At 59.7% G+C, this 25,516-nt stretch carries 21 protein-coding genes, 1 tRNA gene and 1 pseudogene; 10 read left to right on the forward strand and 13 right to left on the reverse strand.

Annotation, left to right across the window (positions count from 1 at the left end):
• Positions 1-144: 144 nt before the first annotated feature.
• Together NKH03_RS29965 and NKH03_RS29970 are read right to left on the reverse strand one after the other, a co-directional pair.
• Entirely contained in the window at positions 145-2,229 is a 2,085-nt protein-coding gene (locus tag NKH03_RS29965) for an ABC transporter substrate-binding protein (RefSeq protein ID WP_352972489.1), read from the reverse strand.
• A gap of 118 nt (positions 2,230-2,347) precedes the next feature.
• Entirely contained in the window at positions 2,348-3,814 is a 1,467-nt protein-coding gene (locus NKH03_RS29970; RefSeq protein ID WP_352972491.1) for an alpha-glucosidase/alpha-galactosidase, read from the reverse strand.
• 75 nt (positions 3,815-3,889) lie between these two features.
• On the opposite strand from NKH03_RS29970, the gene NKH03_RS29975 reads away from it, so the two are divergent.
• Positions 3,890-4,936, forward strand: coding sequence for an AraC family transcriptional regulator (locus NKH03_RS29975; RefSeq protein WP_352972493.1), 1,047 nt, complete (start codon positions 3,890-3,892; stop codon positions 4,934-4,936).
• A 27-nt stretch (positions 4,937-4,963) separates the two neighbouring features.
• On the opposite strand, the gene NKH03_RS29980 is transcribed toward NKH03_RS29975, so the two are convergent.
• The 5 genes from NKH03_RS29980 to NKH03_RS30000 form a co-directional block, all read right to left on the reverse strand.
• Positions 4,964-6,991 (reverse strand): aldo/keto reductase, encoded by a 2,028-nt coding sequence (locus NKH03_RS29980; protein ID WP_352972495.1) that lies wholly within the window; start codon positions 6,989-6,991, stop codon positions 4,964-4,966.
• Positions 6,992-7,026: 35 nt separating this feature from the next.
• Complete coding sequence (locus tag NKH03_RS29985) at positions 7,027-8,106, reverse strand: ABC transporter ATP-binding protein (RefSeq protein WP_352972497.1); 1,080 nt, start codon at positions 8,104-8,106, stop codon at positions 7,027-7,029.
• An 8-nt stretch (positions 8,107-8,114) separates the two neighbouring features.
• Entirely contained in the window at positions 8,115-8,951 is an 837-nt protein-coding gene (locus NKH03_RS29990; protein ID WP_352972500.1) for a carbohydrate ABC transporter permease, read from the reverse strand.
• Positions 8,948-9,808, reverse strand: coding sequence for a carbohydrate ABC transporter permease (locus NKH03_RS29995; RefSeq protein WP_352972502.1), 861 nt, complete (start codon positions 9,806-9,808; stop codon positions 8,948-8,950). Before NKH03_RS29995 ends, NKH03_RS29990 begins: the two co-directional genes overlap by 4 nt.
• A gap of 108 nt (positions 9,809-9,916) precedes the next feature.
• The gene (locus NKH03_RS30000; RefSeq protein WP_352972504.1) at positions 9,917-11,188 is read right to left on the reverse strand and encodes an ABC transporter substrate-binding protein; all 1,272 of its coding nucleotides are present in this window, start codon (positions 11,186-11,188) and stop codon (positions 9,917-9,919) included.
• A gap of 106 nt (positions 11,189-11,294) precedes the next feature.
• On the opposite strand from NKH03_RS30000, the gene NKH03_RS30005 reads away from it, so the two are divergent.
• From NKH03_RS30005 to NKH03_RS30015, 3 genes are all read left to right on the forward strand, one after another.
• The gene (locus NKH03_RS30005; protein WP_352972507.1) at positions 11,295-12,167 is read left to right on the forward strand and encodes a helix-turn-helix domain-containing protein; all 873 of its coding nucleotides are present in this window, start codon (positions 11,295-11,297) and stop codon (positions 12,165-12,167) included.
• A 311-nt stretch (positions 12,168-12,478) separates the two neighbouring features.
• Positions 12,479-12,554: transfer RNA gene (locus tag NKH03_RS30010), tRNA-Phe, on the forward strand.
• A gap of 212 nt (positions 12,555-12,766) precedes the next feature.
• Entirely contained in the window at positions 12,767-14,077 is a 1,311-nt protein-coding gene (locus NKH03_RS30015) for a tyrosine-type recombinase/integrase (RefSeq protein WP_352972509.1), read from the forward strand.
• A 264-nt stretch (positions 14,078-14,341) separates the two neighbouring features.
• Here NKH03_RS30015 and NKH03_RS30020 read toward each other — a convergent pair whose 3' ends face one another.
• Positions 14,342-15,652, reverse strand: a complete 1,311-nt coding sequence (locus tag NKH03_RS30020) for a type II toxin-antitoxin system HipA family toxin (protein ID WP_352972511.1) — start codon at positions 15,650-15,652, stop codon at positions 14,342-14,344.
• A 12-nt stretch (positions 15,653-15,664) separates the two neighbouring features.
• The gene (locus tag NKH03_RS30025) at positions 15,665-15,931 is read right to left on the reverse strand and encodes a helix-turn-helix domain-containing protein (protein WP_069202666.1); all 267 of its coding nucleotides are present in this window, start codon (positions 15,929-15,931) and stop codon (positions 15,665-15,667) included.
• A gap of 527 nt (positions 15,932-16,458) precedes the next feature.
• On the opposite strand from NKH03_RS30025, the gene NKH03_RS30030 reads away from it, so the two are divergent.
• Positions 16,459-17,565 carry a hypothetical protein gene (locus tag NKH03_RS30030; RefSeq protein ID WP_352972514.1) on the forward strand — a complete coding sequence of 369 codons (1,107 nt, stop codon included), beginning with the start codon at positions 16,459-16,461 and terminating at the stop codon, positions 17,563-17,565.
• A 415-nt stretch (positions 17,566-17,980) separates the two neighbouring features.
• The gene (locus NKH03_RS30035; protein ID WP_352972516.1) at positions 17,981-18,736 is read left to right on the forward strand and encodes a DUF5677 domain-containing protein; all 756 of its coding nucleotides are present in this window, start codon (positions 17,981-17,983) and stop codon (positions 18,734-18,736) included.
• A 264-nt stretch (positions 18,737-19,000) separates the two neighbouring features.
• Here the strand turns inward: NKH03_RS30035 and NKH03_RS30040 are convergent, their stop codons facing one another.
• The 3 genes and pseudogenes from NKH03_RS30040 to NKH03_RS30050 all read right to left on the reverse strand — a co-directional run bounded on the left by NKH03_RS30040 (position 19,001) and on the right by NKH03_RS30050 (position 20,887).
• Positions 19,001-19,459 carry a hypothetical protein gene (locus tag NKH03_RS30040; RefSeq protein WP_352972518.1) on the reverse strand — a complete coding sequence of 153 codons (459 nt, stop codon included), beginning with the start codon at positions 19,457-19,459 and terminating at the stop codon, positions 19,001-19,003.
• A gap of 168 nt (positions 19,460-19,627) precedes the next feature.
• Positions 19,628-20,083 (reverse strand): hypothetical protein, encoded by a 456-nt coding sequence (locus tag NKH03_RS30045; protein ID WP_352972521.1) that lies wholly within the window; start codon positions 20,081-20,083, stop codon positions 19,628-19,630.
• Positions 20,084-20,259: 176 nt separating this feature from the next.
• A pseudogene (locus NKH03_RS30050) lies at positions 20,260-20,887 on the reverse strand (tyrosine-type recombinase/integrase).
• Positions 20,888-21,082: 195 nt separating this feature from the next.
• Between NKH03_RS30050 and NKH03_RS30055 the strand changes: the two are divergent.
• The 4 genes from NKH03_RS30055 to NKH03_RS30070 all read left to right on the forward strand — a co-directional run bounded on the left by NKH03_RS30055 (position 21,083) and on the right by NKH03_RS30070 (position 25,312).
• Positions 21,083-21,409, forward strand: a complete 327-nt coding sequence (locus tag NKH03_RS30055) for a DUF1294 domain-containing protein (protein ID WP_023776453.1) — start codon at positions 21,083-21,085, stop codon at positions 21,407-21,409.
• Positions 21,410-21,895: 486 nt separating this feature from the next.
• A complete protein-coding gene (locus NKH03_RS30060; protein ID WP_352754544.1) occupies positions 21,896-22,813 on the forward strand; it encodes a hypothetical protein in 918 nt (305 codons plus the stop codon).
• Positions 22,803-23,291 (forward strand): hypothetical protein, encoded by a 489-nt coding sequence (locus NKH03_RS30065; protein WP_352972523.1) that lies wholly within the window; start codon positions 22,803-22,805, stop codon positions 23,289-23,291. Before NKH03_RS30060 ends, NKH03_RS30065 begins: the two co-directional genes overlap by 11 nt.
• A complete protein-coding gene (locus NKH03_RS30070) occupies positions 23,288-25,312 on the forward strand; it encodes a coiled-coil domain-containing protein (RefSeq protein ID WP_352972525.1) in 2,025 nt (674 codons plus the stop codon). The genes NKH03_RS30065 and NKH03_RS30070 overlap by 4 nt, the downstream gene beginning before the upstream one ends.
• A 21-nt stretch (positions 25,313-25,333) precedes the next feature.
• Here the strand turns inward: NKH03_RS30070 and NKH03_RS30075 are convergent.
• On the reverse strand, positions 25,334-25,516 hold a 183-nt coding region (locus NKH03_RS30075; protein ID WP_352972528.1), incomplete at its 5' end, for a hypothetical protein.

The following is a 25,516-nucleotide window of genomic DNA, read 5'->3' on the forward strand; positions in this document are numbered from 1 at the left end:
CACCCCCCGATCACACAACCCGTGTGTGGCGGGGGCGTGGTTTTTTTTAAATCTCCTTCTTTGTTGGGTGGGGGGGTGTTTTTTTTTTTGGGGGGGCGGGCGCGGGCGCGGGGGCCCGAATTCTCTCAGTCAGGGGAGGTAAACCTAATTCATCGGACCTTTTTCTCCGGGCTTGCCGGGCAGCTCCTCGGGGAACAACTCATATTTCGCCTGCTTGTCGGCCGCGACAAAGACCCGTTCGCGGATGATCGAATCCTCGGCCCAGTTGAACATGAAGATCGGCGTGCCCTGCGGTATGTTCGAGAAACGCTTGTTGACGATCAGCGCGCCAGGATATTCCGTCAGACCGACATTGTAGACGTGTTCCGTCGAGATCTTCTGAAACTGTTTCATCAGGCTGGCGCGTTGGTCATTGTCCTGCGTCGAGACGAACTTGTTGACGATGTCGACGAGGTCCTTTTCGAAGGGCATCAGATCGACCTCGCCGTTCTCCGGCGCGCGATGGTCCCAGCTGGTGCGTGGACCAACCGGGACAAGCTGCACGGTGTTCTGCACCACCGACGTCAGTTCCTGTTCGTTGCGTCGGACCAGCCAATCGAAGCGGCCGGAATATTGGGAAGCGTCGCGCTGGGTGCCGTTGAGGCCGTTGAGCACGATCCGCAGCCCAAGCTTTTCCATCTGGGCGACGACGCCTTCGGCAAGGCTCTTGTCTGTCGTGTAGTCGTTGTTGACCAGCATCACGATCTCGACATTCTTGCCGCCGGCGGTGCCGGAAGGGAAGTTCACGAAACCGTCGCCATCCGTGTCCTTGAGCCCGGCCTTGGCCAGTTCGGCCTTGGCGCCTTCGAGGTCGAAGGGGTAGTAGACGGTCGAATCGCGGTCATAGAAGCTGGTGCCCGACGACAGGCCGCCCGGATAGATGGCGGTGAACGGCCCCTTGACCAGCGAGTCGCCGAGCGCCTTGCGGTCGAGCGCCATGGTGACGGCCTTACGGAAATCATCGTTGCGATTCAGCTCGCGGATCGCCTGACCGCGCTCGTCCGGGTTGCCCCAGCCATTGGCGGAAAAATTCATGCGCAAATTGTAGCCGATGAGCCGGGGGCCGAAAGCAAGACGGGCCGGCGCGTTCGCCTCTGCCGCACGCTTCAGCGACGCGACGAAGTTTTCCGGCTGCTCCAGATTGGAGAAGTCGGCCGAGCCGGCGACCGCCTGGACGTCGCGATCGGCCCAGGTCGACAGCTTGTACTGTAGCTCGTTGAGGTAAGGCAGCTGGTTGCCCTTCTCGTCAACCTTCCAATAGTAGGGGTTGCGGCGCATGACGATGATGTCGTCAGGCCGGTATTCGACCGGTACCCAGGCGCCCATCACCGGCAGGTTCATATATTCCGGCGGGAAGGCGTTCTTGAACTGGTCGTAGGTGTTCTTCGAATATTTCGGATGCCGCGGCTTCAGGATATGCGCGGGTCCGGGACAGAAAGTGCCATAGGCCATCGCATAGAGATATTGTTTCGGGAACGCATCCTTGAAGGTCCACTCGACGGTGTAGTCGTCGATCTTCTTCAGCGTCGTGCCGACGCCGAAGGTTTCCGGCGTCGCGCCGTTCAGCGGCGAGACGTTCGGGTCAACGACCTCGTCATCCCAGTAAAACATGACATCGTCGGCGTTGAAGGCAACGCCATCAGACCATTTTGCACCCTCGACCAGGTGCATCGTCAGCTTGTGGCCGTCCTTCGACCAGTCCCAGCTCCTGGCCAGGTTTGGCAGCGGCTCGGTGTCCTTCGCCTCGACCTGGAACAGCGGCGCGGTGCGCGTCAGGCATTCGGAAAGGCCGATATCGATGCCGCCCCACCCTTGCGTCTGGCCCGCACCGTAGTTCCAGCCTTCCGGCCGTCCGCCGATGACATGGCGCATCGTATTGCCATAGACGCCGATGCCATCCTGCATGTTGCCCGTCTTGAAGACCAGCGGCTCTTTCGGAAGCCTGTCTTTCACCGGCGGCAGCTTGCCGGCCTTGACGTATTTCTCGGTGACCCAATCGGGCTCGTGATATTCGGGGAGTGCCTTGAACTCCAGAATGGAGTCACGCGCCACATAGTTGATCTTGCCCTCGGCGGGGAACGGTGTCGGCGCCGGCGGAACCGTCGGTTCGCTAGCGTATGCGTTGAGTGCCGAGACCGAGACGCTCAGCGCCAGTCCGGCAGCAAGGCCGATATTGCGTAAATTCCTCACTGTCTCTCTCCCTCTTGTTTATTCGGAGCAGTTTTACCTGCTCCGCTTCTCCTCGAACTCAAACGGCTTCATGGCAGTGGATCCGCCTCCCTTGGATCCACCATCACCGCATGGTGTTTCAGCCGGCTTGCGCCAGCGCGGCTTTTTCGGCGCGCAATTCCTCGATCGAGCGAACGCTGCGCCGTGCGGCGCCCGCCCACTCGCGGGTCTTCACCGCCGAAGTCGACAGCCGCTCCCTGGCGGCCGGGACCGCATGGGCGTATTGCGGCAGCCAGGCCGCCTGGGCGACGACCATTTCGTCGACCATTTGCCAGACCTCCTCCGGCGTCGAAACCGCGCCGACCAGCGGGTCGTGCAGCACGGCGAGCTTCAACAGATCGATGTCGCCTGCTATCGCCGCATGCACCGACATGCGCTGGACGTTGATCGAGGCGATACAGGTGGCGGCGCAGGCTTCCGGCAACGTGATGCCAGCGGCCATGTTGATGCCGAAACGGTCGACGAAACCGGGCGACTCGACGATGGCATCCTGCGGCAGGTTGGTGATCACGCCATTATTTTTGACGTTGAAGTGGCCGCGATAGACGCGGTTGGTCTCCAGCGCCTCCAGTATGTGGCTGGCATGCTCGTTGGAGCGCTTCTCCTGGTCGATCGGCTTCGACGCCGCTTCGAGGAACTGCGGATATTCCGTTTCGAACCAGTTGCGGGTTTCCGTCGAATAGCGGAGATAACCGCCTGTCTCGCCGTGGATCCAGTCGGACATGTCAATCCAGCGCGTGATCTCGTCGGGACGTTTGCGGTACCAGGGCAGATATTCGGAAAGATGGCCGTTGCTTTCGGTCGAATAGACGCCGAAGCGCTTCAGGACGTCGATGCGCAGCTTCTCCTGCCGCGAATAGACCGGATGCGCCTCGAAGGCGGCCACCAGTTCGTCCTTGCCGATGGGACGGCCGTTCAGGCGCAGGTCGATGAACCAGGTCTGGTGGTTGATGCCGGAACAGACATAGTCGAGCTCCTGCGTGGACTTCGCGCCCAGGACCTCGGCGATCTGCTCGGCGCCGTGCTGAACGCCGTGGCAGAGCCCGACGGTGTCGACCTTGCCGTATTCGATCGCCGCCCAGGTGTTCATCGCCATCGGGTTGGCGTAGTTCAGGAATTTGACGTTCGTCTCGGCGACCTCGCGGATGTCCTTGCAGAAATCCAGGATCACCGGGATGTTGCGCTGGCCATAGAGAATGCCGCCGGCGCAGATCGTGTCGCCGACGCACTGGTCGATACCGTATTTCAGGGGAATGCGGATATCGTCGGCGTAGGCTTCGAGGCCTCCGACCCGCACGCAGCTGATGACGTAGCGTGCGCCATCGAGCGCCTCGCGGCGGTCGGTGGTCGCCGTCACCTTGGTCGGCAATTTGTTTGCCTCGACGATCCTGTCCAGGATCGCCTTGATCATCTGAAGATTGTGCTCGCTGACGTCGGTCAGCGCGAATTCGATGTCCTTGAATTCGGGCACGCACAGGATGTCGGTGAACAATTTCTTGGTGAAGCCGACGCTGCCCGCACCGATGATAGCGATTTTGAAACTCATCAGCCGCACCTCATTCCATTCGAATTGCAGGCAAGGAATGACAATGGGAAGTTGTAGCCACATGCCGTGACATGTATGCAGGACAAGCCGGAATCCGGCCTGCCAACCTCCCTGTCTGCTCCTCGACCGCGGATATCTCTCGCTTTTCGACGGGGATTATGCGCTTATTCGCGAGCGCGACCAGAGAAGGATTATGCTTTCGAGGGTAATTTTGTGCTGCACGATTTGATAGAAAACGGACAATCCATGCGCACGATCTCGCTGCCGCGCGGTCGCCAGCGCCTGCACGCCATGCCGACGAGCACGGGCTATGAGGTGCGCGAGGACGAGATCTACGATTGGGACGGCCGCAAGCGCGGCCAGACACCGTTCACCGTGCTCCAGCACACGATCAGCGGAGCTGGCCGGCTGCGCTATGAGAACCGCAACTACCGGCTGCAGAAGAACGACACATTGCTGGTGCTGGTGCCGCACAACCACCGCTACTGGCTGGCTGAGGACGAGCGCTGGGAGTATTTCTGGATTTCGATGAACGGCGAGGAAGCGCTGCGCATCCACAAGTCGATCCTTAGCGTCTCTGGTCCTGTATTTCGGCTGCAGCCGGCGACGATCGATCATCTTGCCGATTGCAGCCTGCGCCTGATCAAAGGGGCTGCTTCGCCGGGTGCTGCTTCGGCGATAGCCTACGAGGCTGCGATGGCACTCTATGACGATGTCTTCGGCTCCCACGCCTTTGCCGAAAAACAGAGCGTCATGCAGCCCGTCATCGATCACATCAATGCCAATCTCGACAGGCCGCTGCCGGTGGCGGATCTGGTCCAGATCAGCGGCCTCAGCCGGGCCCATTTCTCACGCTGTTTCGCCGAGAGCGAAGGCCTGCCGCCCGCCGAGTTCGTGCTGCAGCAGCGCCTGCAACGGGCGGCGAAGCTGCTGACAAAGGCGGACTTCCTGCCGGTGAAGGAAGTCGCCATCCTGTGCGGCTTCGAGGACGCGAACTATTTTTCGAAGGTTTTCCGCCGCTGCTACGGCATTACGCCAAGCCAATTCCGCACCACCGGCATGTACGCGAGCATGAGAACCCCGGCCAGGCGCGGCGTCAGGGCCTCCGATGACGGGACCTGACACCGCCGCCGTTAGACAGGCAGCAAACTAGGCAGCGCGCAGACCGCCGCCATCCAGCCATTCGAGATCGGCCCGAGAAAGCTTGATGTCGAGGGCGCGCAGGCTGTCGTCCAACTCGTCAAGCGTGCGCGGCCCGATCAGTGGGATGGATGGAAAGGGCTGAGCGAGCACATAGGCGAGCGCAACATGGATCGGACTCTTGCCAAGTCTCGCGGCAAGTTCGATCGCCCGGTCGCGGCGGCCGAAATTCCGCTCCGAGTACCAGACACGGACCAGTTCCTCGTTGTCGAGCCTGTCGCGCCCGGCGCGGTCGGTAAAGAAGCCGCGCCCTTGGCTCGACCAGGCGAAATTCGGCATCTGCCTAGATGTCAGCCAGGCCTTCCACGTATCCGTGGAGGACGTGACGCAGCCAGCCCAGATCGGCTCCAGCATTTCGGCCAGCGAGAAATTGTTGGACAGCGCGCCCGGCTTCTGCTTGCCGGTGCGCTCGGCATAGGCAATGGCCTCATCCATGCGTTCCATCGTCCAGTTCGAGCCGCCGAACGGGCCGCGGATGCGACCGGCCTTCACCTCGCGATCCATCGCATCGACGAATTCGCCGACCGGCACGTCCGGATTGTCGCGGTGCATGAAGTAGACATCGACATGATCGGTCTCCAGCCGGTCGAGCGACTGGTCGAGCTGCTTGCCGATCACATCGGGATAGCAGAGCGGTGAATGCGCGCCCTTGGCGATGACCACCGATTGCGCGCGCACGCCGCGGTTTTTCAACCACTCGCCAAGCAGCTTCTCCGTATAGCCGGCGCCGTACACATAGCCCGTATCGAACAGATTGCCGCCAGCCTCGAAAAACGCGTCGAGCAGGATCGAGCCCGAGGAAAACGTGCGGAAATCCTCGAAGCCGAGCGCCACCACCGATGCCGGCTTCGACAGGCCGGGGATCGTGCGCTTGGCGATCGCCGTTCCGCCGGACCGCAAAGACCGGCCGGAGATGGTGTTGATACGTTCTTGGGCCTTCTCGATCCCGTATTCGAGGCCGGCCGCCGCCCGCCATCTGTCCAGCACACGCAACGTGCCGAGGCTTTCCGCCCATGCCATGCCCGGCCAGGCGAATTCCTGCCGTCCGGCGCGGATGGCCTCGCCGGCCGCGTCGACCTCGAAGGAATAGACATGGCGCTTCTCGTTGACGCTGATGGTCTCGCGCGTGCTATCGGACGCAACGACGTCGATCTGACCCAGGCCGACGTCGCGGTTGCCGCCGGCGAACCAGAAGTCCGGCACTTCGATGCGGCCTTTGGTGCCGAGGATGCGCAGAACATTGTCCTGGTTGAGCGAGATGCTGCAGGAGACTTCGGCGACAATGCCACCCGGGAAATGCAGCAGCGCCGAGGCCCATTCGTCGACGCCGGACTGGCCAAGATGGGCGGTGCCGACCACTTTATCCGGCTCGGCGAAGGGCTTTCCGGCTGCGGCGCCGGCAATCAGCCGCACCATCGAGACGGGATAGCCGCCGACGTCAAGAATGCCGCCGCCGGCGAGATCGTTGGCATAGAGCCGGTGCTCCGGCATGAAGCGCGGCATGGCGAAACCGAAGCTCGACTTGATCATCCTGACGTCGCCGATGACGCCCGATCTGATCAGTTCCACCAGCTTCAGCGTCTGCGGATGCAGCCGGTACATGAAGGCCTCGCCGAGAAACGTGCCGGCCTTGCGCGCGGCATGCATCATGGCGTCGGCCTCGAAGGCGGTCAGCGCCAGCGGCTTTTCGCACAGCACATGCTTTCCGGCCTCGGCCGCCTTGATCGCCCATTGCGCATGGCCGGGATGCGGGATGGAAATGTAGACCGCGTCGACGTCGGGATCGGCGAGCAGTGCGTCGTAGCCGTCGAGGATGCGGGCGCCGGGGAAACTCTCGGCAAGGCCAGGCTTGGCGGGATTGCGCGCGCCGATGGCGACCAGCTTTCCGGTGCGCGAATCGGCCACGCCACCGGCAAAGGACTGGGCGATGCTGCCCGGCCCGAGGATGCCCCAGCGAATGGGCGTGGTTGCAGTCATTGTCATTCTCCTTGAAGGCTGGGAAGGGCGGCCGGTCAGCGCAGCCGCAGTCCTTTTTCATCGAACAGGTAGGATTTGCGGATGGAAACGGTGATCTCGGGCGTATCGGGGACCTTTGCCGCGTCGCGCTGGATCACCACGTCTTCACCATTGGCCGTTCTGGTGTAGAGAAAGCTCGTGCCGCCCAGGTGCTCAATCACGTCGATGCCGACGATGAGGTCGGCGCCACCTTCTCCCGCACTGCCGAAATGTTCGGGCCGCACGCCGACGATGACCTTGCTCCCCACTTCGGGCACAGCGCCTGTCAGCGGCTGGATGAAACGGGTCTTCTCCTGACCAGCCAGTTCGACGATCACGCCACGCGCATCGTGCCCGACAATATGGGCCTTGATGAAGTTCATCTTCGGCGAGCCGACAAAGCCCGCCACGAACTGGTTGTCGGGATTGTCGTAGAGATCGAGCGGCGGGCCGATCTGCTCGATATGGCCGGCGCGCATCACGACGATCCTGTCGGCGAGCGTCATCGCCTCGGTCTGGTCGTGCGTGACATAGATCATGGTGGCGCCGAGTTCCTTGTGCAGCCGAGAGATCTCGACCCGCATCTGGACGCGCAATTCGGCGTCGAGATTGGAAAGCGGCTCGTCGAACAGGAAGACCTGCGGTTCGCGCACGATGGCGCGACCTATGGCGACGCGCTGACGCTGGCCGCCGGAAAGTTTCTTCGGGCGCCTGTCCATCAATTCGCTGATGCGCAGGATCTCGGCCGCCCGCTTCACCCGCCGGTCGGTGTCGGCCTTCGGGTTGCCGGTCATGCGCAGCCCGAAAGAGAGGTTCTGTTCGACGCTCATATGCGGATAGAGCGCATAGGACTGGAACACCATGGCGATGCCGCGGTCGGCCGGCTCGACATCGTTCACCACCTTGCCGCCGATGGCGATCTCGCCGCCGCTGATGTCCTCGAGCCCGGCGATCATCCTGAGCAGCGTCGATTTCCCGCAGCCGGAAGGGCCGACGAAGACGACGAATTCGCCGTCCTTGATGTCGATACTGGCGCCATGGACGACCTCGAAGACGCCGAAGCGCTTGACGACATTGTTGAGCGTGACCGTTGCCATTCTGCCCCTTATTTGACCGCGCCGGCGGCGATGCCGGCGATGAAATGGCGCTGCAGCAGCACGAAGACGACGAGCATCGGCACCGTCAGCATGACGGCGCCCGCCATGATGCCGCCCCACGACACCTTGGTGAGGCCGATCAGCGTGCCGAGCGCCACCGGCGCCGTCATCGAACCGGGCTGGCTGTTGATCAAAAGCGGCCACAGATAATTGTTCCAGGAGGCGAGGAACAGGATGATGGCGAGCGCCGCCAGCATCGGCCGTGCCAGGGGCAGCGCGACGAAAAGGAAGATGCGCCATTCCTTCACGCCTTCGACGCGCGCCGCGTCGAAGAGGTCGTCCGGCATCATCGAAAAACTCTGCCGCATGAACAGCACGCCGAGCGAATTGAACAGCGGCGGCACGATCAGCGCCACCCAGGTGTTGGCAAGCTTGAAGTCGCGCGCCACCATGATGAATTGCGGGATCAGCACGACCGCATAGGGAAGCGTGATGGTGCCGAGGATGATGGCGACGACCGCGCCCTTGCCGAAGAACTGGTAGCGGGCCAGCGCCCAGCCGGCCATCGACGTCAGCAGCACCGACAGGAATGTGTAGGTCACCGCCACCGAGACCGAAATGCCGATGGCGCCGACGAAGTTGGTGTCGCGCTGCAGATTGTTGAAATTGTCGATGAAATTGCCGTGCGGCAAAAGCTCGATGCCGGGGCTGAAGATGCCGTTGTCCGGCATGGTCGAGAAGACCACCATCATCCACAGCGGAAACAGCCAGATCAGTGCCAGCGGCGTCAGGAATAGATGCAGCGCGATGCTGCGTCCCAGCCTGGCGGAGGAGCGCGACCTCATTTCGGTTCCCTCGTCAGCCACAGTTGCACCAGCGTGATGGCGATCGCCAGGCCGGCCATGGTGTAGGCAACGGCCGAGGCATAGCCGAAATTGAGCGACCGGAAACCCTGGCGATAGAGCAGCAGGCCAAGCGTCTCCGTGCCGCCGCCCGGTCCGCCGCGTTCGGTGATCAGGAAGGGCTCGGTGAACAGTTGCATGGTGCCGATGATCGACAGCACGAGGCAGAACACGATGACCGGCTTGAGGAGCGGCAGGGTGATGTAGAAAAACTGCTTGAGCTTGCTGACGCGGTCGAGCGTCGCCGCCTCGTAGACATCCTCGGGAATGGACTGCATGCCGGCGAGCAGGATGATGGCATTGTAACCGGCCCAGCGCCAGGTCACCGCGATCATGATCAGCGCCATCGCCGGCGTGACGTTGGAAAACCAGTCGATCTTGGGCAGGCCGACGCTGTTCAGGAGCTTGTTGATGATGCCGAAATCGAGGTTGAACATCAGCCGGAACACCGCCGAATAGGCGACCTCGCCGACCACCACCGGGGCGAAGAAGGCAAAGCGGTAAAGGCCGCGCGCCTTCAAGAGCGGCGAGTTCAACAGCACCGCCATGACCAGCGCCAGCGAGATCATCACCGGCACCTGGATGACCAGGATGAGCAGCGTGTTCTTCAGCGCGTTGAAGAACGCCGGATCGCCGATCAATCGCCCCCAGTTGAAGCCTGGCGCGAACCGCCACGGCACGGTGCGCGTCGCCTGGAAGGAGATCATGAAGGAACTGATGATCGGCCACACCCAGAAGACCGAAAAGATCAGCAGATAGGGCGCGAGGAAGCGATACGCCGTTGCATTCTGGTAGCGCATTTGTTGCCTCCTTTCCGCGTTCAAGGATGGCGCGCCCTGCTGAAGCGCGGGGCGCGTTCGGCAATGGTCGCGGGCAGCGTCATGCCGCCCGCGATCATCACGTCCAGATCAAGATTTGACGGGCAATCCGGTCGCCGCGGCGATCTGGCTTGCGGCGTCGTCAAGCGCTGCCTTGGCGTCGGGGTAGCCGCCGGCCAGATATTTGGTCTGCACGGCACGGACGATGATCTCGGCGTCGCTCTGGAACGGGGTGCCGCGGCTCGGAACGACCTTGGGCAAGGTGCCGAGGATGTCCTTCCACACGGCCTGGCCACCCCAGTAGGGCAGGCCTTCCGAGACATATGGGTCGTTGAGCGCCGACACCAGCGAAGGCACCAGGCCAAACTCCTTGAGCATGGTGATTTGGCCTTCGTTCGTCTCCAGCGTGTATTTCAGATAGGCGTAGGCGGCTTCCTTGTTTTTCGACGCCGAAGTGATGGCCAGCGACGACCCGCCGAGATTGGCGGCGCGCGGCCCGTCGGCGGTGAGGCTCGGCATCAGATAGACGCCCCATTTGCCGTTTTCACCGGCCGATTCGGTGCGAATGGTGCCCTCGTACCAGCCGCCATAAATCTGGGTGGCGACGGTGCCGGCCGTGTTGTTGGTGATCTTCGTGCCCCAGTCAGCCGACGAGATGATGCCGGCGTCCTTCATCTCCTTGATCTTGGTCATGGCATCGACGCATTTGGGCTGGTTGACCGTGATCGACTGCCCGTCGGCGGAGAAATAGGCGCAGCCCTGTTCGTTGGAGATCATGCGGAAGAATTCGCTATCGCCGTTGAAATCGGCGTTGGTCATTGTGACGCCCGGATTGGCGGCCTGGATCTTCTTGCCGGCGGCGATGAAATCATCCCAGGTCTTGATCGACGCCGGATCGACCCCGGCCTTTTCGTAGAAATCGCGGCGATAGAACGCGGCGACCGGGCCTGAATCCCACGGCATCGCATAAGCCTTGTCACCGACTTCGAGCTCGGTACGCTTGAAGTCGGGGAATTTCGCCTGATCCTCGGCTGTGTAGCCCAGCGTATGCAGGTCGACGAAGCAGTCGGGGAACTGGCTCCAGTAATTTTCGGCCTCGCCATTCTCGATCGAGACGATGTCTGGCAAGCCTACGCCTCCGGCGGCACAGCCGGCGATCGACTTGTCGTAGGTCGGCTGGTTGCCGAGATCCTGGACCGTGACCTTGACGTCGGGAAATTGCTTGTTGAAGCCGGCAATCGTCGCCTTCAGCGATGAAGCCGCGACATTCCAGCTCCAGATGGTGATTTCGCCGGACTGCGCATAGGCCGGGGCAGAGCCCAGGGCAAGCACGAGCGCGGCGCAGGTCATTGTGATGCGCATAGAAATCCTCCCATTCCATTTGCTCTCTCACTGTGAGCACGGCTAGACTATGCACTGGGCAGGGCCTGTCGCCGTCAAAGGGAATATGAAATTGGCGGAAAGTAAGATGCCGGAACGGCCGTTTTATCAGCCTGGCGCCAGCAGCGTGGAAGGCCTGCCGCTGGCCTTGCAGTTGTTTCACAACCATCCGCTGGTGATGCTCAAGCCGCATTGGCATGCCCAGGTCGAGGTCAATTTCATCGTGCGCGGCAGCGTGCATTACCGCATGAACGAACATGAGATCGCACTGTCGGCAGGCGACATGTGCCTTTTCTGGGGCGGCCTGCCGCACCAGATGGACGATCTCTCCGACGACGCCATCTATGCCGGCGCGCATCTGCCGCTGGTGCATTTCTTTCGCTTGCATTTGCCGACGGATGTCCGCCATCGGCTGATGACGGGCGCCACGCTGGTGACGGGCGCGACCGATCCGGCGGACCACCACAATTTCGAGCGCTGGAACCGCTACTTCCGCTCGGGCGATCCGGCCATGATCGAGCATGCCGTGAACGAGTTGCTGCTGCGGCTGGAGCGGGTGCGGTTCGAGCCTTATCGGCTGGTGCCCGGGACCGCGCCCGGGCAGGAAACGGGCAGCCCCTTCGACCAGCAATCGTCCCGCAATGTCGGTCGCATGTGCGATTTCATCGCCGAGAACTTCCTCTACGAGATCGATTGCGTGAATATCGCCGCCGCCGCCGACATCCATCCCAAATACGCCATGAACCTGTTCAAGAAGTCGACCGGCATGACGCTCAATGAATATGTCAACCTGCTGCGGCTGAGCTATGCGCAAGCGCTTTTGATGCATCAGGACGCCAATGTGCTGCGCGTCGCCATGGATTCGGGCTTCGGCTCGCTCAGCGCCTTCAACAAGTCGTTCCGCAAGCTGGCCGGCATGTCGCCCTCCGATTTTCGCAGAGGCGTGACCGGCGCCAGATAGGCAACGACGCTTGGCGCCGCGAAGGCATTGCCGCGCCTCGATCGCCGGCTAAAAGACATGTCATGGCAGTTCGGGCTGCGACAGTGACGCGGACTAGGGTGGCGAGGGCCGGATCGTGCTGTGCCGTGCGCCATTCCGGCCATGGAAGCAGCACGGAAACCGAGGCCCTGCACGGCATCGCTTTTCCTGTCTGAAATCGCCACCTAGGCGCTGGACAGGCCGAATTCCCGTGCTATAACCCACGCGCTTTCAAGGGGCGCCCCTGGCGCCTTGATGATATCCGGTCAACGAGTTTTCGTTTGCCGGAACAGGCCCAGATAGCTCAGTTGGTAGAGCAGCGGACTGAAAATCCGCGTGTCGGTGGTTCGAATCCGCCTCTGGGCACCATCCCCTCTTCTCCCGACACTCCGTTTAGCCGAACCGTCTACGCTGCAGCTTCTGCAAGCGACTGGAATTATTGATCTTTTGCTGTCGCATTGCGCAATTAGGCGTGACAGAGAGCGCTTCGGGCGCGTTTGATCCAACGAGGCGGGGGGATGGTATTTCCGTTGGTATTCGACATCCTGATGGTATCGAAACAGCCAAGGGAGACCTGACGAATGGCCCTATCCGACGTGAAATGTCGAAACGCCCGCCCTGCTTCCAAACTCGCGAAATTGTCTGACGGGGGCGGGCTGCAGCTATGGGTACAGCCCACGGGCTCTCGCCTCTGGCGGCTCGCCTACCGCTTTGACGGCAAGCAGAAACTGTTCGCGCTGGGCAGCTATCCCCTTATCTCTCTCGCCGAGGCACGGGAGGCGCGCGATGATGCTAAAAGGCTCCTGCTAGCTGGCGTCGACCCTGGAAAGGAACGCAGCTTGCGGAAGGCCGATTCGGCAAAGGACTCCTTTCGCTCAATCGCGGACGAATATGTTGACAAGCTGAAGAAGGAGGGACGTGCCGACCGGACGATCAGCAAGGTTAAATGGCTGCTCGACTTTGCCTATCCGATAATCGGCGACAAGTGCATTCGGGAGATCGAGCCGGCCAGCATCCTTACCGCCCTCCGTCGCGTGGAGGTTCGCGGTCGATATGAGTCGGCCAGGCGACTGCGCTCCACCATCGGCAGCGTGTTTCGATACGCGATCGCGACCGCACGCGCCGAGACAGATCCGACCTTCGCCCTCAGAGGCGCACTCATCAGTCCGAAGGTAACGTCTCGCGCCGCGATTACCGATCCGAAGGCCTTGGGCGGTTTGCTGAGGGCGATCCATGCATTTGACGGACAGCCTACAACCCGAGCCGGTCTGAAGCTGATAGCGCTGCTGTTTCCCCGCCCAGGCGAGCTTCGCGCCGCTGAATGGGAAGAGTTCGATTTTGAAAGCTCGGTGTGGACGATCCCTGAAGCACGCATGAAAATGCGACGGCCGCACCGCATACCCCTATCAAAGCAAGCGATCAGCGTCCTGACTTCACTGAGAGAAATCTCTGGTGATGGATCGCTGCTGTTTCCTAGTGTTCGATCGGCTTCGCGTCCGATTTCCGACAATACCCTTAACGCCGCACTGCGTCGTATGGGTTACAGCAAGGAAGAAGCTACCGCGCATGGTTTTCGAGCAACGGCATCAACTCTGCTGAACGAATGCGGCAAGTGGCATCCGGACGCGATAGAGCGGCAGCTGGCCCACATTGAGAACAACGACGTTCGGCGCGCCTACGCCCGGGCAGAGCACTGGGACGAGCGCGTCGAGATGATGCAGTGGTGGGCCGATTATCTGGATGAACTCAAGAGCAAAAACCTGCGGGTGATCTCAATCGAGGGACGCCGCAAGCCTGCTGTCCACACACCAACGCGACCATCCACTTTGAACCCAACAGCCGCCGTTCATCAAACGCCGATACAAATCTCCAACCGGCGGAAATCATACTGACCGTCGAAAAACGCCACAACTCGACGCCAAATCGTAGGCCCGCATTGTCAGATTTTCCGGAGAGAAAGTTGACCGCGTTCGGCGGGAAGCTGCCGTTCTGCAGCCGACCCCATTTCCGTCATTCAAGCTGCCGATGGCCGGTTCCGAAACCGGCCATCTACCCGGCCCGGGGCCGCGCGCTATTAGAGCGAGAATCCCGTGGGCAGTGTGCGGTCCGTCCGTTTCGCCGGCATTAGTCCGTGGATCCTCTATCCCCGCCCGACTTTAACCTCCACAACCTTCCTCTCCATAGATCCGGGACAAGCCCTTGATGCGCGTCGCGATCGCGTCGACGAGGCGACCAACGATCTCATGGATGATCCCCTCCTGGCGAAGCTCTTGGGCGCACTCCGATGCCATATCGGGCATCACCGCGAGCTGATGGCGGATCGTCCGCACCGTGTACTCGCCGCCAACCTTTGCTGAGGACGCACAGCGCCCCCAGTGGCGCGGCATGATCTCCTCAATGGGATAGACTCTGTCGATCTTCATCGCCAGTTTAAGGTCGCGCATCTCAGATTGGATCTCTCCCCCGAGGTGCGGCAGAATGGAGGAGATGTCATAGAGCGGAGCTAGGCGGGCCTCGCCTTGGGCACCGAGCAGCATCGAGTAGTTCTTTGCATGCGCGTCCGTGCCGACGATGATCCAGTTGAAGACGTTCGCGGCCATGAAGATCTGACGGTCTTGGACGGGGTCGAGGGAGGCCGACAGCACCTTTCTGGAGATCGTCGTGATACCTGGCCCACCCTGGTTCTCGTACTTGAGCGTCGGCATCACCGACAGGGCCTGGCACATGTCCTCCTGATGGATGCGGATGGTCTTGCCCTCGATGTTGCGGCGGTCGTAGCGCTCGATAACGATCGCCTTTTCGCCTGCGAAGTCGAGAACCTGGCTATGTGCAGCGTCCATGCCGAGCTTGGATGCAAGCTGCAGGCAGAAATGCTCGTTCTCGGTATGCCCGTGCAAGTGCGGCAAAGGCGGCTTGAAGATGTGTGTCGTGGGCGTGTCGCCTAGAGGGATCCCCCAGCGATTGCTGCCCTTATCGAAATAGAACGCCGTCTTTGCCTGCGCACCAGCGAGACTGAACTGACCAGGATCGCCGATTCGCCGGGTCGCTGCACCATCCTTGCGCAGGTCGCGCAGGCGGTCGCCGATCTGCGCCTCGGTGAGCAACTCCACGTTCTCGCCGCGGGAAACCTGATCGTCACGCGGAAGGAACTGGACGGCGCCCGCGCAGTCGCGGCCGACGTTCTTGAGCAGGGCAAACGGGTTTCGGGCGGAGACCTGGAATCTCTGGGCCCATCTGGCGAGGGTCTGCTCATTATCCGGCAGCAGGCCCCAGAGGAATGCCTCGACGACCTTGCCCTCGTAGGTCCTGGTGATCGTCGGCATTGACAGGGAGAGCGGGATCGCCACCCGGCCCTCCATCCATGCCTCGTGATAGGAGAACGAAAGCTTACCGCCCTGCAGGTGGTGGAGCCCCCCAACTGGTCTGCCAGCGATATAGACGCCGAGGGTGTCGATCGGGTTCACCATGATCATCGTCACCTAGAGCTTGTAGGGAATCTCGTCGTCGTCATCGTCGACATGCCGTTCTTCGGCATTATGATGATGATTAGCAGCCGACGTCGGCGCCGGCGGGATCTGAAAGTCCAGCTCCACACCAAGCGTGGTCAGCGCCAGCAGCACGTTGCCGATCTCGGCGCTGGGCTTGCCGTTCTCGATCCACGACACCCACGTCTGCGTGGTGTTGATCATCTTGGCCAAGGCAGCCTGTGACAGGCCGCGCCGGGTGCGGGCCTCCTTGATCAGCATACCAATGTCGCGAGCTGTTCTGATCTTCATGGCGTATACGGTTTCTGTATGATCTAGCTTGATATAGACTCGTATATTACAGGTGTCAATATGCGCTGCTATATCAATTTTCGCTATATATGTTCCCATATGGGCGATCTCACGATTCCAGACGGTCTGCTGCTAGGCGCGGAACGCTGATAGCGGACGCACGAGCGTCGTTGCATACAGGGTAAGCAGCCTGCGAACTGACTAATGGGGAGGGTTCAGTCCATCTGGCCACTTCATACCACCAGCAACCTCGTGCCCTCGTGCGGCCCCTGCAATCAATCCAAAGGCGCTGCCGATTGGAAGCGGTGGATGCATAGTCAGGCCAAGGGATCGCCCACAAGAAAAGGGGTCGTGGATATGGAAGAGCGAGTGATGCGTCTCCAAGAGTTCGAGCAGGCTGCAGGCCCGCAGATGCGATGTCGAACGAGAATCTACGTGAGGTGGTGGGTGGAGAGCTGTGGGACGAGTATTGGTAGCGACTCGACGACATCAAGCGCATGATGGCCGAAGCCTACGGGCAGGGAGGCTGCGCTGACTACTTCAAAGAGAAGAACGGTCTTTCGATAGACGAGTTCGTGCTGGCGTGTATCGGCCTGTTCTTCAAGACGCAGATGTACGCTTGGGAGAAGGTTCCGACGCTGGAGCCGAATATGAGCCTGCGGCCGGAAATCATCGAGCTGGCGATGAAACTCATCTCGAAGGAATTGCCCGAGATGCGGGCTGAGGTGACCAAACGGATTCTCGACGTGGCGAGCGTCAGCTCTTCCAAGCTGACCTACCTGCCCAGCAGCCTCCGCCACTTCCCGATCATCACGTCTAGCAAACACGGGAACCGCATCATCGCGCCGCTCCCGCAGCTCATCATGCTGAGGGCCACGTCCGGTCTCTACTACGACCTCGCTAACGGCTCGCAGACATTGTTTGAAGAGGCGAACGACCGGTTCGAGGCCTACGGAAAGAAACTGATCGAAGCCCGCTATCCAAGGTTCAGCGTGTCACGCGAACAAGAGTTCGGGCCGAAGAAGGCGAGGCTTAGAACCCCCGACCTCCTGCTGAAGGATGGCGACGAGATAAAGGTGGTGTTCGAGTGTAAAGCCACGAAGCTGACCTTTGTCGCTCAATACGCTGACAACCAGTATGCCGAGGCGCCCAAGGCCTTCGACCAGATCGCCAAGGGGATGTCGCAGCTGTGGAAGTTCTTTTCCAGGGCGCGGCGTGGCTTCTATGACGCTGAGCAGGTCAGCCCGGACGCATACGGCGTCATCCTCACGATGGACTCGTGGTTCCAGATCGAAGATACGCAGTTGCCCTTCCTGCGCAAGAAAGCAGAGGCGCTGGTTGCGGACGAACCCGAAATGCTCCCCGGGGACATGCGGGATGTCGTGTTCTGCTCAATGGAAGAGCTAGACGACCTGCTGGCGGTGTCCGACGAGGACGAGTTTCTGGAAACTCTCAGAAAGTCACGCCTGTCCGAATATCTCGGCTGGCAGCTTCCGCTTATCCGAAACCCCGGCTGGGAACAGCCGCTTGAGCGCAAGGCGTATCCCTTCGAGGTCGCGGAGGTTCTGCCACTGTGGGAAGAGATAGTCAAAATGAACAGCTGAAACAGAAACGCCGCTCAACCCAGAGGGGAGCGGCGTTTCACGAAAAAACCAGCGTCCTAACCGTTAGACGAATGCCCCATGGTAGGGCATGCCGGAATCGAACCGGCGTTTCTGGAGTGTTCGGTAAGCGTTAGATGTAGCCTCTCCATCGGGTTTTCAAGAGCCGGAAACTGGAAACCCAGAGCGAGATCTATGGCGCCGCGTTCGCAGCGGAAAAAGTTGATGTCGTCAGCGCTCATGCTGGCCGGGTCGTAGCAGAAGAACCTTGTTTGCCCCCAAGCCGTAAGAGACGAGCCAGCCAGAAGCAAAGAGAATTGCAACGCGTTTTCGCCGTTCGCAAAAGTCGAGCGCCTATTTCCAACGCGGCCGCATTTAGCCACTATCTCCGTTTGGGGGGACAGCCATGGACGGACCAATGTATCAGCTCCTAAAGGAGCAACTTGCCGCAACCATTCACGCGCTGAGGGTCACGACCTTCAATCGCGGCAATGCCGTCCAACGGCTCATCATGGCTCTTTACGCCACCGTCATCGAGCAGATCGATAGCGCAGTCGCGTTGGTCGACTCCGGTCGCTCTACAGGCGTTGAGGCAATCTTGCGCTCGTGCCTTGAGGCTCATGTCGACCTACTGAACTTGGCGTCAGACCCGGCGTATGCCGACCAGATGCAAGCCCATTTCCATGAGCAGTTTCGGATCGTTTGCCGCGAGGCGATCAAGGGGACCAACCCGTTTCTTGCCGGGATTGAGGCCGACGCGCCGGCGCGACTTGCGGAACACGAGAAGGAGCTTGCGCGGCTCGGGAAGCCACTGGACACCAAGACCCGCTTCGACATGGCGGGAATGAGCGACATCTACCGATCGATCTACAACAGCCTGTGCTGTGAGACCCACAACAACATGCGGGCACTGATGGATCGCCATTTCACCAACCAAGGCACGGACGAGATACCAATTTTCCAAATCGCGATATTCATGGGGAAGGTGGATTTCGACGCGGCGATCGACACCTTCCTGTCAATCCTCACCGGCTCCAACCGCACCGTTCACCACTACCTTGGTTCAGACCAACTAGAGAAGCTGGAGGTGTACGCGCAGCGGCGGGTGGAAATGCCGGTCGCTACACCAGTGACCGCGTCCGTTCCAGCAGAGCAGCCTCCGTCCCATAAATAGCCTCGAGTCTCTTCTGCCCTTTGTGGATGGCGCGGCCATAGGGGAGGTCTGACTGTAAAAGTGATGCCGCCAGCACAAAGGAACATATTCAGAATGGGGAGCCCGTTGTCCCATGCCTTGGCCGTCACGGGGATGATGGATTTCGGCCGGGGACCAGCAGCGTTCACCGGTATCAGGAAAAACAACCACGCAGCCTAGGGCGGCTACGCGGGTAAGGTGGGCACGATCAGCGGCATTCACCCCAACACAATACCACCTAAACGGTCACTTGCGGGAAGGATCGTTCCAGCGCGTGTATCGACGGAACAGCGAAGTTGGGTCCGGCTTCTCCTCCGGCTTGGGCTTCACCAGCTTCTGTGGCGCCATGTGGTATTCGATGGCGTCCTTGCCGAGGCAGATTTGCTTCAGGTTTTGCACGAACAGCGACACGTCGCCGAAATAGTTGGGGTAGGTCTCCACCAGGCCATCCATCCGGTCGACCTCAACCATGACCACGCGGGAGTCGTCCTGTCCTGTTTCGACCAGTCGCTCTATGGCGCTCACCATCGTCGAGGCGTCGCCCTCGCTGCTGAATGACGTGACATCAACCATGTTCTCAACGCGGCGGTAGCGGATCACATAGAACTGACCCTTGTCGTAGTCGTAGTTCTCGGCGTAGTGCGCCAAGATCTTGATGTTATCGAGCAGCTGCGACTCCTTTAGGCAGTCGCTGCGGCTCGGCATCCCCTGTCGGACCGGCGCCTCCTTCGACGCGGGCAAACTGCGGCACCCAGAACGTGATCCAGCTCCCGCATCTCCACGACGCCTATCCATCTCGACCAGATACAGGACGTCGCCGGTTGTAGGGCATCCTCGACAACATGGATGGCGTTCGAAAGCTGGTCGCATCCATCAGCGACGAGTTTCCGCATAACATCCGACGTCAGTCACCCTACATCGACGCGCCGAAAGACGATGGCTACCGCAGTCAAAACCCTCGTCCCGGCTCAGCGCTTCAATCTTCAGTTTCAGGCCGCCGTTTTCATGCCACTTGACCACGTCCTTGACGCGGGCCCGCCATGTACGAAGCAATTCGTAAGCGCTAAAAATCCACATCTGCGACTGGGCGTTGAGGAAGGCGAGTAACGAAGGATCAAGCTGTTCGTTGAACTCGCTCTGCAACGCGTCGTATTCCAGTCGGGTGATGAACTGGTCGACGGTAGAGACGTTGGTTGTCTGCATCCGCAGATACGGGTCATCGAACAGCTGTAGCTCGGACAGCGAGGCATCCAGTGCCGACCAGTCGATCTTCTCGAACGGGAGGTAGCCCGGCACCCGATCGTCGCAGTGGTCGTCGTCGAAATCCAAGAAACGTCCTCCTGCAACGAATTTAGCATGCGCTGGCGTGACAGCACATCGCCACCGGAACGGCAGCTTCCGGGAAATGGCCTTTGCGATCCCAGTAGCCGGAATTGGGCGCAAAGCCGCTGGGCCGAGCATGAAGCGATGACGACCCCACGCGACTCACGCGAGGTCGTCCTTTTTCAGATTTCAGTTCCCTCGGCCAGTGTCAGTGCATCCTCGACGTCGACGCCGAGATACCGGACGGTGTTCTCAATCTTGGTGTGGCCGAGCAGAATTTGAATTGCTCGGAGATTCCCGGTGGCCTTATAGATAATGGAGGCCTTGGTACGACGAAGCGAGTGGGTGCCATAATCCTCACGGCGAAGGCCAACCGCCGAAACCCATTCATCGACCAGGCGCGCATACTGCCTGGTGCTCAAATGGCCAGCATGATCGACCCGACTGGGAGAGGCAAATCGTCGACCGTTCCACCTCTAAGTTCGAGCCATGCAAGTAGGCTTGCTCGGGCGTCTGCCATCAGTTCGAATTGAACTGGCCTCCCAGTCTTCTGCTGCACAACCATGGCCCGGGTCCGAATCTCAGCGCCACTCACTAACGTGCCAATCTTGAGCTTCACCAAGTCGCAACCACGTAGCTTGCTATCAATCGCAAGGTCGAACAGCGCTCGGTCCCGTGATCGACCTTCGCGGTCGAGAAAGAACCGGATTTCCCAAATCTGACGAACCTTGGTCGTTTGACGCCTACTCTCTTGCCTGCATTCCAAGCGGAATGGCCTTGTCCGACGAGGTCATACTGCGAATGTCCCATATCGTTTCTCCTCAGGCCACTATTGGCCAGAGCACAAACGTTCAGGAGATTGTGGGGTCGAGAGCGGTCGGTCGGCTTTTGCGTTCCGATTGGCGAAAGTCGCCCTTCGGGTCACCATGACGACGTTTCAGATGACCCGTTGCCATCCGTTGGTTTGACGGGCTTAGGTTATACTGGCCCGAAGGTGAGGAGCGCATGCCTGAGCAGTTTGCAATCGGGGTCATCGGCTACGTTCTCGCGGTAAACTTGCTGGCGTACGCCTTCATGGCGTTCGATAAGGCTATGGCCAAGAACGGTTCCCAACGCATTTCAGAGTGGACGCTTCTTACACTCGCCACCATTGGCGGCAGCATCGGAACTGTGATCGCGCAAAAAACGATCCGGCACAAGACGCGCAAGGAGCCGTTCCGCTCCAGGCTCGCTCGCATCCTCCTGCTCCAAGTCCTCGCGGCAATCGCGATTGAAGTGGGATTGCTCTTTCCGGGATCGCGCGAAACGCTCTCGCAATTCCTCGCATTCTGAGGCGAATTCGGGGCCGTAAGTTGAACGTACGTTGTTGCGCAGCGTCGACCGGAAAGCTGCCCTTAGGCTGTGGAGCCCGCAACTCCCTGCATTTGGTGTGAGATTGAAGCCGAGCGCACGGGAGCGGCGTGAACGAGGGTGCGCACTGCCTAGCTTGTGGCCTCCGAAGCCATGTTTGCGACGGCGGGTTCCGGCCTCCGCGAAATTGTCGGCCGTTCAAGAGGCGCGCCATCAGATGGAACGAAAACTGAATGGGCGATGTGTATCGAGCGGCCTGCCCACAGTTGTCGATCTCGTTCTGTCTCGGCCGATGATTGCGCCGGCATGGTGGCGGCGGCCCTTTTCACACAGCGTAGAGCCCTCAAGCTCATCGCATAAATCGGCATTTGTGAAATGACCGGCCTTGCTTTTGCTTGGCTGGTTCCCCAATGGTCCGTTGAATTATGATGCATTGGCGTTAAGCTGATAATATTGGGGGTATCGGCAATGTTGAATGCAGTGCAGGTCTGGAATCCAGACGATTGGGAGCTTTTTGCCCAAAGTTTACTTCATGGGCGTCACGGTCCGCTGCACGTGCAGAAAATCCCGGCTGCCCACAAGGGCGACTACGGCATTGATTACTACTGCACAAAGGACGCGGTTGCCTACCAATGCTATGCGGTCGACGAACCAATTAATATTTCGATTCGGGCGGAGCGCCAGAAGAAAAAGATCACAACGGACGTGGGGAAGCTCGTCAAAAATCATGCCGAGATTGGAAAGTTATTCCACGGCGTGCCCATCAGGCACTGGGTCCTCATGGCGCCCCTCCATGACAGCAAGGACGTTAATCTTCACTGCGCCAAGAAGACGAAAGACTTGCGTGACGTTGGTTGTCCTGCGTTCGACCCTACGGTCGAGGTGATCATTCAAGATCCCAGCAATTTTCCGAATGACGCCGTTGCTCTGGGAATGTCTGCTCTTTCCAAGGTAACTCTGTCTATCCAAACGCCCTCACCATCGGAACTGGCCACATGGGCGGCAGGGTCTTCCGACCTCCTTGCCAATGCCACCGCGAAGCTCAAAAAGCGGGCATCACCAGACAAGCTCGATGATGTCGTGGGCGACACAGTGAGGTCTTTCCTGCAGGGCAACGCTGTGCTCGATGCTCTTCGCTTTGGTTCGCCCGATCTCCACGAGAAGGTCATGTCTGCGGTGAGGAGCCGTGCTCGACGATTGGAATTTGCTGGACCCCAATCAGGTGGATCCGCCGGGGAGATACTGCACGCGGAACTCGATGCCCTAATTGCTGCGATGCAAGCGGCGGCCCCAAGTCTTTCGGCGGAGAACGCAGAGCAGATCGCGTACGGCTCCATATGTGAATGGATCATGCGTTGCCCGCTGGATTTTCCCAATGGCCAGTGAGTCGAGCCTTCGGCATGCCATACTCGGCGGGGCATTCACCTATACGGCGCGTCCCGACCCCATGCCGGGGGACCTCCGCATGTCTTGGGGGATAGCCGTGCTGGTCCTCGCGCTCTTCTATAGCCGGGCGAAGAAATCGAACTTTCAGAAACTCCAGTTTATGGCGCATGCCGTTCGATTGCCAGAGGGCATGGAGGAAGTTCGCGGGCTTCTGTCAGGTGGATATACACCCATGGAGGTTTCTGTTCGAGTAGAGCCGTCTCTCAACCGAGCTGTGGCTTTGGCACATGCACTGAAGCTGGTGAAGATTGAAAAGGGCACGTCGGTCTCGCTCACAGACACCGGCGAGAAAATGGCTTCGGTCATTGTGAAGGGTGACGACACGCTGAGAGAGGAAGTGTCGTTCCTTCGTGATGTAGCGCCGAAAATGACCGAGGCACTCATGAAACGAGTTTGGCGGCTGGAGGATCTCCTATGACACTGCGCTTCCAGCGTTTGCGACTTCGTGCAGTGACATCCGACGGGTTGTACGGTGCAGATGTTCCATTCTCTCCTGGCCTGACGGTCCTGTGGGCTGACAACACAAAGGGTAAATCGACCTGCATGCAAGGAATGCTTTATGCCTTGGGCCTAGAGCGCATGCTGAGCCCACGGCGAGAGATTCCGCTGCCGCATGCTATGACAACCTATCTCAACACGGACGCCGAAAAGCGCGTTGAGGTATTGGAATCGAGTGTGTCGCTCGAAATTGCTAACGGAAGCGGCCAGGTCATCACCGTGAATCGCGCCGTGAAGGCAAGCACGGATACCCGGCTAGTCACTGTCGACTTCGGTGCCGCATTGTCAACCGACGGGGCCGCCATGCGCCGACAGAACTTCTTCGTTCTGGATCCCGGGGCTGCGCAGCGCGAAGACGGCTTTCACCACTTTCTCGAAGGTTTCGTAGGATGGCGATTGCCGCAGGTTAGGCGGTACGATGCTCCCGAAACGAAACTGTACCTTGAGACCGTATTCCCCTTGTTCTGGGTTGAGCAAAAGTTTGGATGGTCGGCGATACCGGCCGCCATACCGACCTATATGCGAATCCGCGAGGTGCATAAGCGCGCTGTCGAATTCATCATGGGGCTCGATGTATACAAGCTCGAGGTGCAGAGAGAACGCCTCGCGGAGCGCCTAGCAGCAAACTCGAAAGATTGGTCCGTGGTTCGGCAAGAACTGGAACGATTTGTGGCCAGAGGTGGCGGACGAGTTGCAGCTCTAAGCGAAAGCCCTGTAGCCGATCCGGCTGTATTGTCGAACGCGCATGTGCAGCTGGCTGAGGGGACAGAATGGGTTCCATTGAGTTCCGTCGTCTCCCAACTCAGGGGGAGTGTCGCGGTGCTAGCTGCGAGAGCGGTACCTGACGTCGAGGAGCAATCGGAAGAGGTTACTCAGAAGCTGTCCCAGATCACCCAGAATGTCGATCAGTTAAATGCCGAGCGCATTCGTGTGCATGCTGTTCAGCAACTCAAAATTGCTGACATGCAGTCCCTAAAAAGGCGCATCGGCACTCTTGAGGACGATCTGGCAAAGAACCTCGACGTGCAAAGATTGCAGCGCTACTCCGGCGTCACGGCCGCACTGACGCCAGATAGGTGTCCAACATGCGAGCAGTCACTGATAGACACGTTGCTGGCACAGGACGCCCTTTCGGCGGTGATGCCAATCTCCGACAATATCGAATACATTCGATCGCAGAAGAAAATGTTCGAAGACATCCTCGCCAGGGAACAGGCCGAGGAGAATGATCGGCGGGATCAGCTCTCGGCGATCGGTCGAAGACTGGTCGACTACTACGCTCAGATTCGGCTCCTTCGATCAGAGTTGGTAGCGCCCGGCGCCAACCCATCCGCAGCCATCATAGAAGAGCGCATCCGAGCTGAGGCACGATTGCGGGACCTCGAAGCCCTTCAGGCGATTTTTGATGATGCCCTGGATCGACTTGGTAATCTGCAAGAAGCCTACAGTTCGCTCCTCCTTGAGCGAGCCCAGATTCCGACTGAAAAGCTTTCTCCCGGCGATCATGACAAACTAAACCGGCTGACGTCACTGGTACAGGATCAGGCCAAAGATTTCGGCTTCAGCACATTCTCGCCGGCAGAGCTATCGATTTCCCAAGACAGCTACCGGCCCGAGAAGGAAGGATTTGAGATTGGCTTCGAGACATCAGCTAGTGACGCCATTCGTCTGAAATGGGCCTATCAGTTGGGACTGCTCGAACTCGCCAGTGACAAATCCACCAACCATCCCGGCATGCTTGTCTTCGATGAGCCGCGTCAGCAGTCGTCTTCTCGACCGAGTTTTCAGAACCTTCTGAATCGCGCGGCCAAAGCCAAAACGCGGAATCAGCAAGTGATATTCTCCACAAGCGAGGATCTCGAAACCCTCAAATCGATAACTTCTGTGATTGACTGTAGGGAGGTGATCTTCCCGGGCTATATCATTCAAAAGCTTGCGTAGGGTCGCATTCCACCGAGGCCTTCATGGACTGTCGCGACCACGTTGTCGCTCATTGCGCAGAAGATTAACGTGAACGATCAGCTCTGACATACGGCGCGAAAGCATGAAATCATCAGTTTTGAACCGCCCCGGGTTGATCGGAGGCTCCAACTCCTGGGAAGGTGGAGCCATGACAAGCAAGACGACCAACAAGTTCTCTCCCGA

It is taken from the genome of Mesorhizobium sp. M1406 (assembly GCF_040317555.1).
GTDB lineage: Bacteria > Pseudomonadota > Alphaproteobacteria > Rhizobiales > Rhizobiaceae > Mesorhizobium.